The organism is Bifidobacterium moraviense (genome assembly GCF_012932365.1).
Lineage (GTDB): Bacteria > Actinomycetota > Actinomycetes > Actinomycetales > Bifidobacteriaceae > Bifidobacterium > Bifidobacterium moraviense.
In genome coordinates this window covers 57,638-76,306 of the sequence record NZ_JAAIIH010000014.1, presented here as the reverse complement: position 1 = coordinate 76,306, position 18,669 = coordinate 57,638, and the positions used below count along the sequence as shown (strand labels likewise).

At 65.9% G+C, this 18,669-nt stretch carries 7 protein-coding genes and 1 pseudogene; 3 read left to right on the top strand and 5 right to left on the bottom strand.

The window, feature by feature from the left end; translation table 11 throughout:
• Nucleotides 1-93 precede the first annotated feature (93 nt).
• The gene (locus G1C96_RS08285; protein WP_169276116.1) at nt 94-1,707 is read right to left on the bottom strand and encodes a prealbumin-like fold domain-containing protein; all 1,614 of its coding nucleotides are present in this window, start codon (nt 1,705-1,707) and stop codon (nt 94-96) included.
• A 647-nt stretch (nt 1,708-2,354) separates the two neighbouring features.
• Entirely contained in the window at nt 2,355-6,779 is a 4,425-nt protein-coding gene (locus G1C96_RS08280) for a prealbumin-like fold domain-containing protein (protein ID WP_169276115.1), read from the bottom strand.
• 637 nt (nt 6,780-7,416) lie between these two features.
• Here G1C96_RS08280 and G1C96_RS08275 point away from each other — a divergent pair.
• Nucleotides 7,417-8,586: a LacI family DNA-binding transcriptional regulator gene (locus G1C96_RS08275; protein ID WP_277347692.1), complete on the top strand. Its 1,170-nt coding sequence runs from the start codon at nt 7,417-7,419 to the stop codon at nt 8,584-8,586.
• Nucleotides 8,587-8,923: 337 nt separating this feature from the next.
• Complete coding sequence (locus tag G1C96_RS08270) at nt 8,924-10,279, top strand: ABC transporter substrate-binding protein (protein ID WP_169276113.1); 1,356 nt, start codon at nt 8,924-8,926, stop codon at nt 10,277-10,279.
• A 1,052-nt stretch (nt 10,280-11,331) separates the two neighbouring features.
• On the opposite strand, the gene G1C96_RS08265 is transcribed toward G1C96_RS08270, so the two are convergent.
• The 3 genes from G1C96_RS08265 to G1C96_RS08255 all read right to left on the bottom strand — a co-directional run bounded on the left by G1C96_RS08265 (nt 11,332) and on the right by G1C96_RS08255 (nt 17,604).
• Nucleotides 11,332-12,753 (bottom strand): DUF4032 domain-containing protein, encoded by a 1,422-nt coding sequence (locus G1C96_RS08265; RefSeq protein ID WP_169276123.1) that lies wholly within the window; start codon nt 12,751-12,753, stop codon nt 11,332-11,334.
• Between the two features lie 108 nt (nt 12,754-12,861).
• Entirely contained in the window at nt 12,862-13,989 is a 1,128-nt protein-coding gene (locus G1C96_RS08260; RefSeq protein WP_169276112.1) for an ABC transporter ATP-binding protein, read from the bottom strand.
• Nucleotides 13,990-14,685: 696 nt separating this feature from the next.
• Nucleotides 14,686-17,604 (bottom strand): beta-glucosidase family protein, encoded by a 2,919-nt coding sequence (locus G1C96_RS08255; RefSeq protein ID WP_169276111.1) that lies wholly within the window; start codon nt 17,602-17,604, stop codon nt 14,686-14,688.
• Here G1C96_RS08255 and G1C96_RS10460 point away from each other — a divergent pair.
• Nucleotides 17,603-18,328: pseudogene (locus G1C96_RS10460) on the top strand (serine/threonine-protein kinase); the annotation flags it as partial. The gene G1C96_RS08255 and the pseudogene G1C96_RS10460 overlap by 2 nt on opposite strands.
• Nucleotides 18,329-18,669 lie beyond the last annotated feature (341 nt).

Below are 18,669 nucleotides of genomic sequence, written 5' to 3'. Positions count from 1 at the left end.
GGGCATCGCCCTCGGCTTCCGCAATCTCGACAACTACATCACCAGAAGCCTGCTCCACACAGGCGGATTCGGACAAGCCATCCAGACCCACCTCTAAACCACCACCCATACACACCAAAATGCGAAGCGCCGATATCCCTCAAACTTATCAGCGCGGGCCTGAACGGTTGCTCCGTCCTTGGCGACTTCAGCCTCCGCGCTTTCTCCACCAGTGACTTCCGGAGTCTTAGTATCCACATCTTCGACGATCACCGGAATAAGCTGATCGGAGACAGCCGTATAACCATCTGGAGGAGTGACCTCCTTAAGATAATATGTACCTGGCAGCAGGTTATCAAGGACGACCACACCATCCGTACCCTCTACATTCCCTGATGTGTACGTGCCGGTTTCTATCACCGCCAAAGACCCATCCGCATTGAACTGCGGCTTACCGTCAGTGGTTAGATCAGCCTGCTTTGCCTTCTGAGTACCTCCCGAATCCGCATAGAGTTCGAACGTTGCACCGTTCAAACCCTTCGATGGATCATCCTTGTCGACCTTCTTTACACGTGCACCTGAGATCACCATCTGAGAACCAGATACCGTTACACGATTCAGATATTCGGCGCTCGTGCGATAGAAATAATCAACGGATGTTTGGTCCATAACCGTATTCGAATAGAACTTGTATATTAAAGAAAAAGCAAGCCTAGACCAATAGGTTTTATTGTCCGAAACATCGGAGGGAATCGTCACGGTAAGATGATTACCGGAAGCTTGGAAACTATCACCCTCGGTTTGCGGACAAGAACTGACCCTCCAAGGATCACAACCAAAGTCATCGTTCCAAACCATATTCGTTTCGGTGGGGTAGACTACATCGGCCGCGGCAGTAAAAGACGTATCAGCGGTGGACGCCGCTACAACCGAGGTTCCCAGTTCCACGGGAGTCCCATCACGACCAGTCAACGCCGTATCGATGTTTACCGTCGTGGATTTTGCACCACCAGGCCTACGTAGAATCGAAACTAACAAACTATTATAAGCCGTTGTCGGGAAATAGTGATTGTTAGCACCAATAGTCCTCGGCAGATTCAATGCATATGGATTTTGCGGCAACTCGGTGATCGCAATATTCTCCACGACGGCCGCAGGACCCATCGGATCCTTCTCAGTGGGACGACTTCCCGCAATTGGCTCATAGGCATCCTCCAGAAAATCCAATCCTTTATGATTGCCGACATCCTTCACATTCAATGTGGACACGTACCGTAGCTGCCCGATACCAGTCAGTACAGCACCATCCTCCAGTGGTTTGGTAAGCGTAAGCACGGTATTACGACTATCGAAAATACCGTAATTCCTAATCACATCCTCCGCAGTACGCAGTGTCGTATTATGCCTATCGCCGTAATCCTTCCGCGAGAAATCCTGCCCCGACGTGCAGATCGCGTCATACACCGCGTCGGCGAACACCTTGGAGCCGGTGAAGTTCGCATCGATGTAGTCGCGCACCTCGCTCCACGTCACCGACGTGCCATCCCTCTTCACCGGCAGCGTGGTGGCTGCGCAGTTGGCGTCGTCGCCGTCGGCCGCATAGACGGCGCTCATCGGCAGGGCCATCGCCATCAGCGTGGCCACCGCCAGCAGCATGCCCATCAGCACGCGCCATACGCTGCGCGCCGGCGCGCCCCGTTCCGCCCTGTGTCTTCCGTTCCCGTTCATGGCAAGCTCCTTCTCGCTCAGCCTCTCCACACCCCCGCCAAGCACAACCACACCGCCCGGCAGAGGGACCCACACTGGCCTCCGGCATCACGAACGACACATCTACCCCATCCGTCAACGCACGGAAGGAACGGTCCCACGCTGGCCCGACCCAAAGCAGATCTGCTTCAACGCATACCCCCCCCGAGACATACGGAGCATTGGAAAACGGCACGGGCGCACGGTTCCGGAGATTCCGCAGCATGGTCGGCGGGCCGCATGGCGGACACGACGGGGTGTAGGCGTAGGCGAGACGGCGTGGTCACGGGCGGACGCGGGATAGCTGAGTCGGGCAGACAGCCGGGGACAGGGCAAGACAGACGCGGGATGGGTCGACACAGACGAACGCGGAGGCGGCGCGGGACGCATCCGATCTGCTCATTATGCGCGATCGGATTCGCAGAATGAGCAAATCCAGTGCGCTGAGGCCTGTTTGAGGCCTGTCAGGAACTGAATCTGCTCATTATGTGCAAAACCGGCACTGGATCTGCTCAATCTGCGCGGGTCAGGAGGCGCGGGCCGCATGGCGGACGCGGGACGGCTGAGTCGAGCAAACAACCGGGGCGGGGTGAGACGGACGCGGGACGGACGGGCCGCGTCCGATCCGCTCATTCCGCGCGTCGACCGTAGGCGCGGGCGCCGCCACGGGCGCGGGAGGCGTGCAGGAGCGCGAGGCAGACACCGCCGAGCACGGACATGATGCCGCCGGCGGTCAGGAGCTGCCGCACCCCGGAGCCGCCCGTCTCCGGCAGCGCGACGTGCGGGACCGGATAGTTGGCGAGGACGTAGGTGCCGGACGCCTTCGAGAACGCGGGGTTGCTGCGCGCATCGTCGCCCGATTCTGCGCCGATGGTCGCGCCGACGTCCGTGCCGACACTCGTGCTCGAGGCGGCGGCCGATGCAGAGCCTGACGCGGAACCTGACGCGGCGACCGCGGCCCTGACCACGGTCGGATCGTGGATGACGAGCTTGCTGCTGCCCTGGTACGGTGCGGTCACCGTGATCGTCCACTGGCAGTCGGGCAGCGCGAAGCCGCTCGGCGCCTCGGTCTCCACCAGTCGGTACGTGCCGACCATCAGGCCGCCGAGCGCCACCGAGCCGTCGTCGCCGCTGGTCTTGGCCTCGCCCACGCGCCTCCAATCGGACGCGCCGCCACCAGAGGCGATCGCATCCGGATCGATGAGTCCGCTCGTGGGCGCCGAACCGGAGCCGACCCATCGGTAGATCGCGAACGTGGCGCCGGCAAGCGGCCTGGTCGCGGAGGAATCCGACCCGTCCACCTTGGTGAACGTGAACGTCGCGGCGTCGCCCACCAGCCCCACGCGCGTGTAGCCGAAGTCGATGTCGCTCACGGCGGTGGCCTCAGCGCCGCCCGCACCCGAACCGCCCGAGCCGCCAACACCGGCGGTGGTGGTCTTCACATGCGTGCCGTTGTAGGCGTGCGCGTCGGCGTCCACGTATCCGGCCACCTCGGTCGGATTGCTGGGCGCGGTCATCACGAGCGTCACCTGCACGGACGAGCCGCCCGCGAGCTTCGCCTCGCCACCGTCCGCGGCCCGGCTCAGGTCGATCGCCACGGCCTTGACCTTGGCATAGTCGTAGGTGCCGTGGTCGGCCTCGTCCCCCACGGCGGGCGGCGTGCAGTCCTCCCAGATCGCGGTGTCCGTCAGGTCGCGGTTCGCCTCGTTGGCGGAGCCGCTTGGCCCGAACAGGTCCAGGTCGGCAACCTTGGAGCAGTACACCTTGGGCGCGAAGCCGTGGTCGATGGCCTGCTGCACGTTCACGCTGCTCAACGTGCCGCGCCAGCGCGGCGTGTTCTCGTCGACCGCCGTGGCCGACGACGACGTGTCCGAGCTCAGGTAGTTCTCCAGCGAGTCGTAGAGCACGATGCCGTGCGCGGTGGTGCCGGTCATGGGCGTGTAGCGCAGACGATACTCGTACTGCCCAGCCGCGCGCACCGTCACCTCGTTGTTCATGCCGTTGGTCCAGTCGATCTGCGTGCCGCCGCGCACGTGCTTCTCCAGGCCGGATGAGGCGACCGTGTTGAAGTCGATGGTGATGGCGTACGACGCATACAGGAACGTGAAGTGTGTGTTCATGGTGTCGAGCTTGCGCATGGCGGCGCGTTCGTCGTCGCTCCAGTCGTCGCCGAGCACGGCGTTAGACAATCCGGTCAGGTCATCGTTGTCGTCGCCGTCGGCGATGCCGGCGTTGTAGGTCTCGTAGGCCACCACGTTGTGCAGGCTCTTGGCATTGTCGTTGTAGCCGAGGTCGTTGGCGTCCTGCCAGCTGATGTACGAGTCGAACCGCAGCGTCATCGTGGATTTGCCGACGTCGCCGTTGGTGTACCGCAGGTTGGTGTAGCCGTCGGGCGCTTTGGCCTCCACCCGCAGCAGCGTGCGTCCGGATCCGCGGTAGTTGGGGTAGGTCTTCGCGGAGAGAATGGTCATGGCGGTCGCGTCGTCCACGGCGGTGACCTTCACGCTGTCCACGTCGGGCGTCACGCCGGCGGGCAGCAGGTCGTAGAACGTGCCGCGCTGCTGCGGGGTGGCCCAGTTCTTGTTCATGTACTCCTTGCCGTAGTCGCCGGTTTCGCCCATGGTGACCTTGTAGGGGATCTTGACGCGGCCGTTGACGTCGTCGCTCGTCCAGTCGCCGTCGACGGTTTTGCCCTTGATGGATTCCATGGCGAACGGCGTCAGGCGCTGTATGGCTCTGGCGTGGCAGATGGGCGCTCCGGTCGTCGTATTCATCCATGGTGGTCCGGAACGTCCGTATGAGGTGTTGTAGTCGTAGTATTGTTCGTCGCTGTTGAACGGTTCCACGTTGAACAGGCCGTGATAGCCTTCGAACCGCCACTCGTCGTCGTCGCTCCCATAGGGCGTGCAGGCGCCGTAATCGTTTCCGGTGATCTGCCGCCAGTCGAAGCCGGCGATGCTGTTCTTACCTTGCTCGATCTGGTCCTGCGTGCGCACCACCAGCGTGTTGTAGTCGGTGAGCGTCACGTAGTCGTCGCGCAGTTCGTCGGTCGCCGCGGTGTTGTCGCCGTTGAGTTTCTTGAGCAGCGTCTTGATGTGGTCGCTGGTGGTGAGCGTGATTCTCACGCCCAGGTTGAGCTCCACGGCGGCTGCGGTCTTGGATTCGTACACGGCCTTGATGGCGATGAAATGGTCGAAGGGGTTGAGCTGCCAGGTGGCTCCGTTGGCCATCGCCATTTCGTTGACGCCGCCGTCGGCATAGCCGAGGTTGCCGCTGATGGGTTTCCATGCGGTGGCCCATTGCTCGGTATCGTAATTCCATGTGGCGCTCAGGCCGTAGAGGTGCAGTTTGTCGGAATCCTTGTTCTGGTAATCGGTCCAGGGGTCTCGCACGGCCAGTCCCCAGTTGCCGGTGTCGTCCTGCCCCCAGTCGTATACCGTCCAGCCGCGTGACGATTCGCTGAACTCGACGTCCGACGTGTCGCAGTAGCTTGATTGTGTTTCCGAGCAGCCCGTGGGGATGGTGATCGAGTCGATGTAGAAGTCGTCGGGCTGCAGTTTGGCGTAGCCTTGCGTGGGGAGGGTCGGGTCGCCTTGGCGGTCCGGTTCGGTGCCGCCCTGTTCCATCTGGCGCGGGTATTCCTCGCCGAAGAGGAAGTTGTCGTCGATGAATTCATGGCGTACGGTTTTCTGACCGTATTCGGATTGGTCGGTGGGTGCCGTGTATGACTCGCCGCCGCTCGCGCTGCCCGCTGCGGTGGTCAGGCCGTAGGTCCGGGCGGCGTAGTGGTTTTTGAACATGGTGGGATGTACGGCTTTGCCGATGTCCAGTGCGGTGAGGCCGCCTGTGATGGTGCATTCGGTGGTGGGGTGGTCGAAGTCTTCGTCGTTCGAGTAGTAGTCGCCGCAGGATTTGTCGAGGCGGTAGATGTCGCCGTCGTACGAGAAGGAGTTGTTCTTGATCTCCTGGTCGGCGGTGTCGCTTTTCTCGGTGGTGACGCCGTCGTCCTTGCCGGTGACCGTGCCGGTCACGCTGTTCTCGAAGGTGTAGCTTTCGTCCGTGGGCAGCGATTCGCCGTCGTAGTAGGTGACCACGTAGTAGGTGTAGGTGGTGCCGGGCGTGATGTTGACCGTGTAAGGCCCCGTGTCCCATGCGTTGCTTATGGGAGTTCCGGCGGCGTTCAGCAGACCGAGCACGCCGCCGCCCAGGTTGTCGGTGATGGTGTCGGTGATTTCGGCGGTGCCTGGCTGGGCGCCGGTAGCGGAAAGCGTGACCTTCCACTTCACGTAGCGGTAGCCGTCGACGTATGCGCCGCTGTCTACCCAGTCGCTGGGCAGGAAGTCCTCGGTCTCGCCCATGCTGTCGTAATACTTGAAAATGCTGGAGATGATGATGCCGGTGTCGTTGGTCGCGGTGATCGGCGGGGTGGTCTTGGTCTCGTCACTGCCGTTGATGGTGGCGCTGGAGGTGATGGAGCCGGTGCCCTTGCCGGCGTAGTCCTTGTCCGGCGTGGTGTCCTTGTCCGGCACGTCGCCGGCCGTGGCCGTGTAGGTGACCTGGATGCTGAAGGTGTTGGCCGCCGGGACGTCGATGGCGTTGGTGACGACGTATTCGTCGGTGGCGTCGTCGTAGGTGTACTGCAGACCGGTGCCGGTGTTGTATTCGGGCGCTTCGGGGACGGGCAGCTGTGCGCTGCCGGTGGGCTTGCCGTCGCGTCCGGTGAACAGGTGGGCGGGGATGCGCCATTGGAGATCGCCCGCGGGGATGGTCTCGCCGCCGCCGGCGCTGGACTGACCGGACGAGGTGAGGTCGAACTGGGCGGTGGCGGAGAGGGTCTCGTCATAGCTGGTCGGTGTGAACGTGATCTGCCCGGTGTCCGGGTCGATGGTGCCGGACGTCTTGATCCATCGCGCCGCGAGGCTGGTGACGGTGGAGGTGGCGCCCTCCCCCGCCGATGCGGTGCCGACGACCAGCGAGGCGCACAGCAGCATCGCGACGGCCGCGACCATCGAGACGACCGCCGACGCGAGCGTGGCGGCACGCCCCGACGCCATTGATGCGAACGTTTGCACTACATGACGCCTATGGCGTCCACGATTCCTGATGCTCATGATCCCTCCCAACGTGACACCTTCGTCGTTGACCCATGCCGTTGGATGCTCTTCGAGCACCAGTATACACGGAATCATGCTTGATACCGCAACGATTTTGGCGTGTTGCGACGGCGTCGGGCACACAACGCATGCGCATCCGAACTCGATCGGACGCCGTTGGGCATCATGCGAATGTGCCATTCATTCATCCGTACTGCAATTGCAAACGTTTGCTGTCAGTTGTCGTCATTCGCCTGCCGCGTGCCGCACGCACCCGCACCTCACACGCCACACACCTGCACGCCACACAGGCCGCCCGCCGCGCACCACCGGGCCGTACGCGCGCCACCGGGCCGCGCACCACCGGGCCGCGCGCCAATCTGCCGATCCTAGGCATGAATATTGCAGGAATTGGCAGAACTACACGCTGAGAAGCCCTGGAAGGTCTGCCAGAGTGCAGATCTGCCAACTATCGCAATTTACATGCCAAGGATCGGCAGCATGACACACCGCGGTACACGACCGTAGCGGTCGCAGTGGCGGGAGGCACCGCGGCGCGTGACATGGTGAAGCGCTTCAACTACACTGCGAGGTAGCAATGCGGCATGCCGGGCGGGACGGCCCACGCGGCGAGGCGACGGGCGCGTCGCGGGCAGCAACACTCAGGGAGGCACACATGGTGACGATGGCGGACGTGGCGCGCGAGGCGGGGGTGTCGGCGGCGACCGTGTCGTACGTGGTGTCCGGCAGCCGGCAGATCTCCGCCCCCACCGCCGCGAAGGTACGCGCCGCGATCGCCAAGCTCGGCTACGAGGTGAACCAGACCGCGCGCAATCTGGCAAGCTCGCGCACCGGGACGATCGGCATCGTGGTGCCGTCGTACAAGGCCGCGGGATTCTCCCTCTCGCTCAGTTCATTCCTGTGCGACTACGCCACCAACGCCAACGCGCGCGGCTACGACACGCTGCTCCTCACCGACGCCTACGACGAGATGACCACGCTGCGCAAGGCCGTGGCCATGAAGAAGGTGGACGGCGTGATCCTCATGGACGCCGAGCGCGACGACCCGCGCCTGCCCGTGCTGCGCGACGCCGGGCTGCCCGCGGTGCTCATGGGTCCGCTGCCCGACGGAGGTTCCGCCTCCGCCGCGCTCCCCTCGCTCGACGGCGTGTACACGGACTTCGCGGCCGCGGCCGACGAGGCGATCGCATGCCTGTACGATCACGGGCATCGTGACGTGGTGCTGGTGGCGGACGCGTCGCGGCTCGAGCGGCGCGGCGTGCAGTACGTGACGCTGTTCGGCACGGAGGCGCGGCGTGCGGCGGAGGCGCGGGGCATGACGCTGCACGTGATCGCCGACGGGGACGATGCCGGACAGGCGGACGGCGCGGACAACGCGGATGCGAACAGCATCGACGCGAACGCCACGGACGGCTCCGCCGACGTGATCGACCGTGCGCTGGACCGCTGGCCCGAGGCGACGGCGATGATCATCCACAACGACGCGGCGACGATCGGCGCGTCGCAGGTGCTGCAGCGGCGCGGATGCGCGGTGCCGCGGGATCTTTCGGTGATGGCGATCGTGCCCGCGCGGCTTGCGGAAAGCCTGCGCATCCCGTTCACGTCGATCCGCGCCGATTCGCGCGTGCTCGCCAAGGCGGCCGTGGACATGCTGGCCGACCGCATCGCCGACCCGGGACACCCCTCCGCCCAGCGGCTCGTGCACGCCGCGATGACGGATCTGGGGTCGGTGGCCGACCGGCGCTGAATGGGCGATCGTTCCCGACCGGGGCGTCGAAACCGCGGGGCGAAACGAACGGCGGCGCGAGCGGCCGGGCACGTCGGTCGTCGGTCTGATCAAGTGGGCGCAGGCAGGGCAGGTCGATCCGATCAGGTCGATCAGGTCGCGCGGCAGCAAGAAAAGGGAACAAACGGCGGAAACGGACGTCGAGGCTATCGTATCTTGCTTATTTAAGCGCTTCAACTTGTTGTTTAAGCGCTTAAACTCTATAGTGAGAGTCACCTCGCAGACCGATTCGCCACTGCGGGGACCCGCGAAGCAGCGGGGCATGCAATGAGGCAGTCGGCAGAGAAAGGACGACGAGATGAAGCACAGGACGATCGGCACGGCAGCCGGAAAGACGCTCGCCAAGGCGGTCGCGATCGGCGCGGCCGGCGCGATGGTGTTCGCAGTGGGCGCCTGCGGATCCTCGAACGACGCCAAGGACGGCGGCGGCAACGAGATCACCGTGGCATGGTGGGGCAACCAGTCGCGCAACGACAAGATGACCAAGGTCGACGACGCATTCCAGAACGCCAACAGCGGCGTCAAGGTCAACGGCCAGGCATCGCAGTGGGGCGACTACTGGTCCAAGCTGCAGGTCAGCGCCGCCGGCAAGTCCATGCCGGACGTCATCGCCATGGACTACTCCTACCTGCAGCAGTACGTGGACAACGGCCTGCTGGAGCCGCTGGACGACTACATCGCCAACGGCACCATCAAGACCGACGGCATCGACAAGGGCGTGCTCGCGTCCGGGCAGCTGGGCGGCAAGCAGTACGCCATCTCCTCCGGATCGTCGTCGCCGGCCATGCTGGTCAACCAGACCGTGCTCGACCAGGCGGGCATCACGCTGCCGGAGCACATGACCGTGGACCAGTTCAAGGACATCGCCAGGCAGGTCTACGAGAAGACCGGATACCGCACCAACTTCCGCTACTACGACGGCGTGGACCTGCTCGAATACACGCTGCGCGGCAAGGGCAAGGTGCTCTACGGCAACAACGACGGCAAGCTCGGCGTGACCGCGGCCGACGTGGAGGACTACTTCAAGGTCTACGAGGACGGCATCAAGGAAGGCTGGCACCTCGACACCGGCGTCTTCGCCTCGCTGGACGCCAGCTCCGTGGAGCAGGATCCGCTGGTCTACGGCACCGATCCGGGCTCGCGCTCCTGGGTCTCCTTCAAGTTCGCAACCCAGCTCGGCGCGTTCCAGAAGGCCGCCGCCGGCAACGACAACCCCACGATCAAGCTCTACCCGTGGCCCGCGGCCGACGTGGCCAAGGCGGGCTACGTGAAGCCCGGCCAGTTCTGGGCCATCAGCAAGATGTCCAAGCACAAGGACCTGGCAGCCAAGTACATCAACTGGTACACCAACGACGAGGAGCCCGTGAAGATCATGGGCACCGACCGCGGCCTGCCGGTGAACAACAACATGCTCGACAAGATCAAGGGCGACCTGTCCGAAAGCGATCAGGCGGCCGTGGAGTTCCTCACCAAGGAGGTCACCCCGAACTCGTCCACCATCAACCCGCCCGCCCCGGCCGGCGCGTCCAAGGTGAACGGCAAGGACGTCATCGGCACCATCGAGGAGTCCGTGCTCATGGGCAAGATCTCCGCCGCCGACGCCGCTACGCAGTTCGTGGACCAGGCCAACGAGACGCTGGCCAAGGCCAAGTAAGGCCAAGTAAGTAGAGCCGGTTTGTTTGCCTGCCGACCTGCCGGTCAACCGGCATCGGCACCGGCAGATCGGCAGTCTCCTGGGACGGGCCGCAAAGCTCGAGCGGGATTCGCGCCACCACGGTTGGCGCCACTCAGACTCAGGCAGAGCGGGCTCGGGCAGCAAGGCCCGTCCCCTTTCCCGCACTTGGGACGGCGGGCGCGCGGTGACCCAAACACCCTTTCTCCTGCCGCGCGTCTGCTTCCCATCTTTCCTTCTCATCTTTTCCCGTTCCTTTTCCTTCCTTCCTGTGCGATTCGCCGTGCATCAGCGCTGATGCACGGCGCGCGATCCGTCCGATCCGCATGCTCAGGCGGCGCGTCGGACGGGTCGCCGCATTCGCTACATTCGCCGCATCCCGCGCCACATAGGCGCCACATAGGCAATGGCCAATAATCAAATAATCAGTAGTCAAAGGAGACATCATGGCACTCAATCTCATCGCCGGATCCATCATGGCGGGCGCGCTGCTGGCATACGGCGCCGCGCTCGGCATCGCGACGATCGTCTGCAGCCGCAACGACCGCCGGCAGCGCTGACCGGACGCCAATCTGCCGATCCTAGGCACGAATATTGCAGGAATCGGCAGAACTACACGCTGAGAAGCCCTGAAAGGCCCGTCAGAGTGCAGATCTGCCAACTATCGCAATTCGCATGCCAAGGATTGGCAGCATGACACACCGCGGCACACGACCGTCGCAGCCGCAATGGGGAGGCACCGCACACCTCGCACGCCGCACAGGCAGCGTCCCCGCATCGCGACGCGGGACGTCCGGCCCACGTCATGCATCGCCATGAAACCGCGGAATCAAGCCGATCGCAACCGCCACGTGACACGGGACGCCCGAGCCGCGTCACACGGAGGAACCGCACGTCACGCGGACCGCGCTACCGCAGAACCGCGGAATCAAGCCGATTTCAAGCACCGCGATCCGCGTGACGCACGGCCAAGAAAACGACGAGGCCCGCACATGACGTGCGGGCCTCGCTTGATTGTTCACCGGCTCAGCAGATCAGTGGCTCCACACCGCCGCGTCCGGATCGTCGTCCGGGTTGTAGTCGGCGTCCGGATCGTCGGGATCGTTGTAGGAGGACTCGTCGTCGATCACGCCCGAATCGGCCTCGGCGTTGAGCTGTTCCATGGTCTTGGAGTCGATCTTGTAGCTCGGCAGCACGTTGGTGATGTAGCTCTCCACGGCCTCGGCCATCGGCACGTCGTGACCGGCCTTCTCCGCCAGGAACCAGCGGTGGTCCAGCACCTCGTGGAAGAACTGCGCGGGCTCGATCTGCGAACGATACTCCTTGGGGATCATGCGCACGGTCGGCTCGAACACCTCGCGCATCCAATCCGTCGCCACGATCTCCAGATCCTCGCCCTCGCGCCACGTGGACGCGCGGTACGCATCCAGATCGTTGAGCAGACGGCGGGCCTGGTTCTCCTGCACGTCCAGGCCGGTGAGGCGCAGCAGCTTGCGGTTGGCGTAGCCGGCGTCCACCACGCGCGGACGCACCAGCACGCGCTTGCCGTCCTCGGCGGTCTTCATCTCCAGCTCGTCCACGTCGAAGCCCAGCTCGTTGAGCTTGTTGACGCGCTTCTCGATCTTCCACATCTCGTCCGGACCGAACTTCTCCGTGTCCGTGAGCGTGCTCCACAGCGAATGGTAGCGATCCACAAGGCGGTTGCCCACCTCCACCTCGTCCACGTCGCCGGGCAGCAGCTTGCCGGAGCTCAGATCCATGAGCTCGCCGATGATGTTGGTGCGCGCAAGGTCGATGTCGTACTCGCGCTGGCCCTCGGTGAGCGCGATGTGCAGGTCGCCGGTCTCGGCGTCCACCAGGAACGCGGAGAACGCGTAGGCGTCACGCAGGAACAGGACGTTGGAGAGCGAGACGTCGCCCCAGTAGAAGCCGGCCAGATGCAGGCGCACCATGAGCACGGCGAGGGCGTCGATGAGGCGCTCGGCGGTGTCGGCCTGCAGGTTGCGGGCGAACAGCGCGCGGTACGGCAGCGAGAACTTGAGGTGCTTGGTGACGAGGATCGCCTCCAGACGCTCGCCTTCGCGGTTGTGGCGGCCGGTGACCACGGCCACCGGGGACACGCACGGCAGTTCGAGCTTCTCCAGTCGGCGCAGCAGCTCGTACTCGCGCTCGGCCACCTGCCGCGTGATCTCCTTCATGGCATAGACCTCGTTGCCCACGCGCACGAAGCGCACCACGTGGCGGGAGATGCCTCGGGGGAGGTTGGCGAGCAGGTCCTTGGGCCACGTGGCCAGCGGCTGCTCCCACGGGAGCGTGAACATCTTGGGGTTCGACACTGCCGCGGTGATGGTGAGCGCGGTGGGCTCGCTGGAGTTCGCGGTCTCGTCCTCGGCCTTGACGGACGTGGCCTTCGCGGCTCTCGGATCGAGCAGGTTGAGGTCGGTTGCAGGTGTCATCATGCGCTCCAATGTACTCGGAATAAAGGAAAACCCCCGCACGACTAGGTTGTGCGGGGGTCACTTGCAAGGCGGATAGAGAGGAAGAGAATCGCCTTGAAGCCTGGGTTAGTTCAGACGCAGCTCGGTCGACGGAGCGAAGAGGTGCATCTTGGCCGGGTCGATGTGGATCTTGACCACGTCGCCGACCTTCGGCAGCTGGCGCGGAGGAACGCGGACGGTGGTCAGCTTGTTCTGATCAGACATCAGCTGGGATTCCTCGATGGCGGAGCCGTCGGTGATGATGTTGCCGTAGATGTAGCCGTCGGAGCCGAGATCCTCGACGTTCACGACCTTCAGGGAGAAGGCGTTCGGGTCGGTGGAGGCGGCCAGCGAGGCGTCCTCGGGGCGGAAGCCCACGACGATCTCGTTGTTGTCCTCGGCGGTCAGCTTGTTCACGGCCTCGGCCGGCAGGTCGATGGTGTCCTCGCCGATCTTCGCGCGGCCGTTGACCACCGGGTGGGTGTTCAGGTTCATCGACGGGGAGCCGATGAAGCCGGCGACGAAGACGTTGGCCGGGCGATCGTACAGCTCGGTCGGGGCGCCGACCTGCTGCAGGATGCCGAGCTTGATGACGGCGATGCGGTCGCCCATCGTCAGGGCCTCGGTCTGATCGTGGGTCACGTACAGGGTGGTGACGCCGAGCTGACGCTGCAGGGCGGCGATCTGCGTACGGGTCTGCACACGGAGCTTGGCGTCCAGGTTGGACAGCGGCTCATCCATGAGGAAGACCTTCGGCTCACGGACGATTGCGCGGCCCATGGCCACACGCTGACGCTGACCACCGGACAGAGCCTTCGGCTTGCGGTCCAGGTACTCGGTCAGGTCGAGGATCTCGGCGGCCTTCTCGACGCGCTTGCGGATCTCGTCCTTCGGGGTGCCGGCGATCTTCAGGGCGAAGCCCATGTTGTCGGCCACGGTCATGTGCGGGTACAGTGCGTAGTTCTGGAACACCATGGCGATGTCGCGGTCCTTCGGCTGCATCGTCGTGACGTCCTTATCGCCGATGAGGATGCGGCCCTTGTTGACCTCCTCGAGGCCGGCGAGCATACGAAGCGTCGTAGACTTGCCGCAGCCAGAGGGGCCGACGAGGACGAGGAACTCGCCGTCCTTGATGTCCAGATTCAGATCATCCACCGAGGGCTTGTCGTTGCCCGGGTAGATTCGAGTGACGTGCTCGAATACCACGTTTGCCATAATTGCTGTCCTTTCATCGGCAGGTACGTGCCGAACGATCCGTAGTGAAGGGTTCACTTGTGTGGTACCGCCACGAAACTCATCGACAAAACCTTGGCAACGCCTTCGTAGCAGTCTTGCTTTTTCGGTGGTTCTCGAAGATAACTCTTCTTTGAGCCAAGAGTCACTATACACGGGCCTCCGACTTTCGCAAGTCGTGTTGCACTATGTTGCATCGCGCGCATCGTCGCATGGTCCTGTCCGCGATCCTGCCCTGCGGCCCCGTCCCACGATCCTGCCCTGCGGCCCCGTCCCACGATCGCAATGTTGCGATAAACGACCATCGAGGGCACCACCAGACCCCTCCAAAGTGGCCGATCATCGCAACGTTGCCACGAACGACCATCGAGCACGCCCCCGGACCTCCGTACGATGGCCGATCGGCGCAACGTTGCGATGAAAGACCGTCGAAGGCACCGTCGGGGCGACGCAAAGTGGTCGATCATCGCAACGTTGCCGCGAACGACCGTCGAAGGCATTGTCCGACAGTCCCAAGGCGGTCTTTCATCGCAATGTTGCGATGGATGACCATCGAGAGTGCCGTCCGGCATCACCAAAGTGGTCGATCGGCGCAACGTTGCGACGGATGACCGTCCGGGGGCACCGCCGAGGCGACGCAAAGTGGTCGATCGGCGCAACGTTGCGACGGGCGGGCGGTCAGTCGACGCCGAGGCGGCGCAGGGCGCGGCGGATGCGGGCGTTGGCGATGCGGTTGCACAGCACGTGCCACGCGAAGCCGATCGCGCCGCGCACCGCATGTCCCTGGCCGATGCGCGCCAGGCTCGCGGCCGCGGCGGGATCCACCGCACCGTCGGACAGCTTGGCGAGCGCGCGCGGCGGCATGTTGAGCTTGAACAGCGCGTCGAGGTCCGGCACGCCGCCGTTGCGTTCCTGCGCCTCGCGCGCCTGACGTTCCAGCCGGCGCGCCCACCAGCGCGCGACGCGGCTCGGCGAATGCGCCCAGTCGGAGAACGGCGAGTTGACCGTGAGGGTCGGCGGCGCAGGGCTCGCGGACCCCGACGCAGCGCTCGGGGATTCGGCGTGCGACGCATCGGCGTACGACGTGGGTGACGTCTCGGTTTGCGACGCCTCGGTCTGCGATGCTTCGGCGCCCGCGCGCGACGGGGTCTCGGCGTCCGATGATCCGGCCGCGATGCGCGCCGCGTTGGCGAGCGCGCGCAGGTCCACGTCGAGGCGCGTGGTGCCTTCGAGCACGCGCAGCGCGCGCGACGCCTCGCTGCCGGGCGTCACGCCGGTCAGGCGCACGTCCGTGCAGTCCTCGCCCACGATCACCGTGCGGCCCATCGCGTCGTCGCGCCACATGCCGGCGGCGACATTGTCCGTGCCGCCGCCCACGCCCTTCGCGGGAACCCATCGGCGGAACGTGTACCGGTCGAACGCGATGGACACGCGCGTGGACTCCCCCGGCGCAAGCCACACCTTGGCGAAGCCGCGCAGCTCGCGCGCGGGGCTGCCGTCGGCCGCGCCTGAACCTGCGCCCGCGCCCGCAGCATCATCGCCGCCCGCAACGTCAGCGTCGCTCCCCCGCGCCGCCACGTACAGCTGCGGCACCGCGGCGCCCGCGCGATCGCCCACGTTCGTCACCGTCACCTGCACGCCGGTCGCGTCCACCGCAAGGTCCGAGAGCGCAAACCGCGTGTACGTGAGGCCGAATCCGAACGGGAAGCGCACCGGCACGCCGGCGGTCACGTAGTGGCGGTACCCCGTGAGCATGCCCTCGGCGTACACGGCCCGCTCGCCGCGCGCGGGATAGTCCGGCACCGGCACGTCCTCCTCCGCGAGCGGCCACGTCTCCGCCAGACGCCCGGACGGCGAGGCGAGTCCGCACAGCAGGCGCGCGGTGGCCGCGGCGACCGCCTGACCGCCGAGTCCCACGTACAGGATCGCGTCGCACGCGTCCGCCCACGGCAGCAGCACCGGGGAGCCGGCCGTGAGCACCGCCACGAGCGGCTTGCCCGCGCGATGCGCCGCGTCCGCGAGCGCCGCCATCAGATCGTTCTGCGGCTGCGGCATGGCGAGCGTGGCGCGGTCCACGCCCTCGGCCTCGCTGCGGTCGTCCAGGCCGACGCACGCCACGATCGCGTCCACGTCGGGGCGATCCGCCAGCGCGCACGCCTCGCGGATCAGCGCGGCATCCGTGTTTTTGACGTCCGCGTTCTCAGTGTCCGTGTTCTTGGCATCCGCGGTCCCGTCACTGCCGGCGACCGCGCCGCCCGCCCGATACCCCTGCGCGTACGCCGCGAGCGCGAGCGCGCCCTCGGACGCCTGCTCGAGCACGTCGCGCAGCGATTCGACGCGCGTGGCGTTGACGCGGGACGATCCGCCGCCCTGGAAGCGCGGACGCGCGGCCATCTCGCCCACCAGCGCCACGCGCGTGCCGTGGGCGAACGGCAGCGGCGGTTGCGCCGCCTGCGCGCCCACCGATCGCGGGTCGCCGTTGCGCAGCAGCACCGCGGACTCCTCGGCCACGCGCATGGCGAGGCGATGGTGCATCGCGAGGTCGTCGGCGGAGAGCGCGGCCGGCGCATCGGTCGGCGACTCCCCCGCGCCATCTCCCACACCCGCGGCTTCCCCCGTACCCGCGGCATCCCCCGCATGGGTCCGTTCGGCGCACCGCGCCACCTCCGCCGCGCGCGCCGTGAGCTCGGCCTCGTCCAGCCGCCCGTCGCGCACCGCGGCCGCGAGCTCGCGCACCGACGCCAGCCCCGGGCACGGCATCTCCAGCGATCCGCCCGCGGCCGCGGCGGCCACCGCGTCGTTCGATCCGCCCCAGTCGGAGACGACCATGCCGTCGAACGACCACTCGCCGCGCAGCACGTCGCGCAGCAGATGCCGGTTCTCGAACGCGTACGTGCCGTTGATGCGGTTGTAGGAGGTCATGATCGCCCACGGATGCGCCTCGCGCACGGCGATCTCGAACGCCGTGAGGTACAGCTCGCGCAGCGTGCGCTCGTCCACCACCGAGTCGGAGCTCTGGCGGCGCAGCTCCTGGCCGTTGGCCGCGAAGTGCTTGGGGCAGGCGGCCACGCCGCGCGACTGCACGCCGTCCACGAACCCGGCGGCCATGCGCCCGGCGAGCTGCGGGTCCTCGGAGTAGTACTCGAAGTTGCGTCCGCACCGCGGCGAGCGCTTGACGTTCATGCCGGGGCCGAGCAGCACGTGCACGCCCTGCGCGCGCGCCTCGGCGGCGATGGTCTGGCCCATGAGCGTGGCCAGTCGCGGATCCCACGAGCACGCCACGACGGACGCTGTGGGGAAGCATGTGGCGGGCAGCGAGGGGCGCGTGTCGTTGGCGTGCGCGGCGCCGCCCGAGTCATCACCGTCCGTCTCGGCGTCCATGCGCTCCAGACGCACCCCGTGCGGTCCGTCCGCCAGCGTCATCGCCGGCACCTGCGCGTTCGGCACGGCATGCGTGGTCCACTTCCCCGCCCCGCCGAGCAGCGCCGCGCGTTCGATCGCGCTCACCCGCGCCAGTCGCGCCTCCGCGTCGCGCGCCTCCGCGTCGGCGGTCCCCGCGTCGACCGCGCCCGTCACCTTCTCCGTGCCATCGTCCATGGCAACACTGTATCCCGCGCCGGACGCCGCGCCGCGCGGCAGTGCCACAATGGAGACCATGAGCGACGTACATGCACTGGATCTGGCCCCCGGGGCGATGGTGGGCGGCTACACGCTGATCTCCCGTCTGGGCGCGGGCGCGATGGGATCGGTGTGGCGCGCGCAGGACGACGGCGGACAGACGTACGCGATGAAGATCCTGCGCGATTCGCTCAGCGACGACGACCTCAAGCAGAGCGTGACCGCACGCGAGCGCCTGCGCCGCGAGGCGATGGCGATGCGCCGGATCCATCATCCCGGCGTGTGCCAGATCGTGGACATGGAGCTGGACGACGCGCTGGCGTTCATCGTCACCGAGCTCATCGACGGACGCAACCTCCGGGACGACGTGAACGCGAACGGGCGATACGTGGCGGAGGACCTGCAGCGGCTCGCGGCCAAGCTCATCGACGCGGTGAAGGCGGTGCACCGGGCGGGCATCGTGCACCGCGACATCAAGCCCACCAACGTGATGGTGGCGGCGCGCGGACCGGTGCTGGTGGACTTCGGCATCGCGATGGGCGAGGGCGAGAGCCACGTGACGCGCACCGGGCTGGTGATGGGCACGCCGGGGTTCATCGCGCCGGAGATCATCGAGGGCGCGGAGTCGAACGAGGCGAGCGACTGGTGGAGCACCGCGGCCGTGCTGGCGTTCGCGGCCACCGGCGCGCCGGTGTTCGGCACCAAGCCGATGATGACGGTGCTGGAGCGCGCCGCATCCGGCAACGCGAATCTGGCCGGACTGCCCGCGCGCACGATGGCGGCCTTCCGCGCCGCGCTGGCGCCGCGTCCCGGGGACCGCTGCACGCCCGACGAGCTGCTCGCCGCGATCACGGCCGACGCCTCGGACGCCGCGTGGAACGAGGAGGATACGGAGAGCGGGGAGCAGCCGATCGTGACGGTGGCGATGCCACCGGCGCCGCCCGCACCAGCGCCCGCGCAGCAGATGCCGCCCGCGCCGCCGCTGCAGGGCGCGCGGAACGCCGCGCAGAACACACAGAACACACAGAACACACAGAACGCACG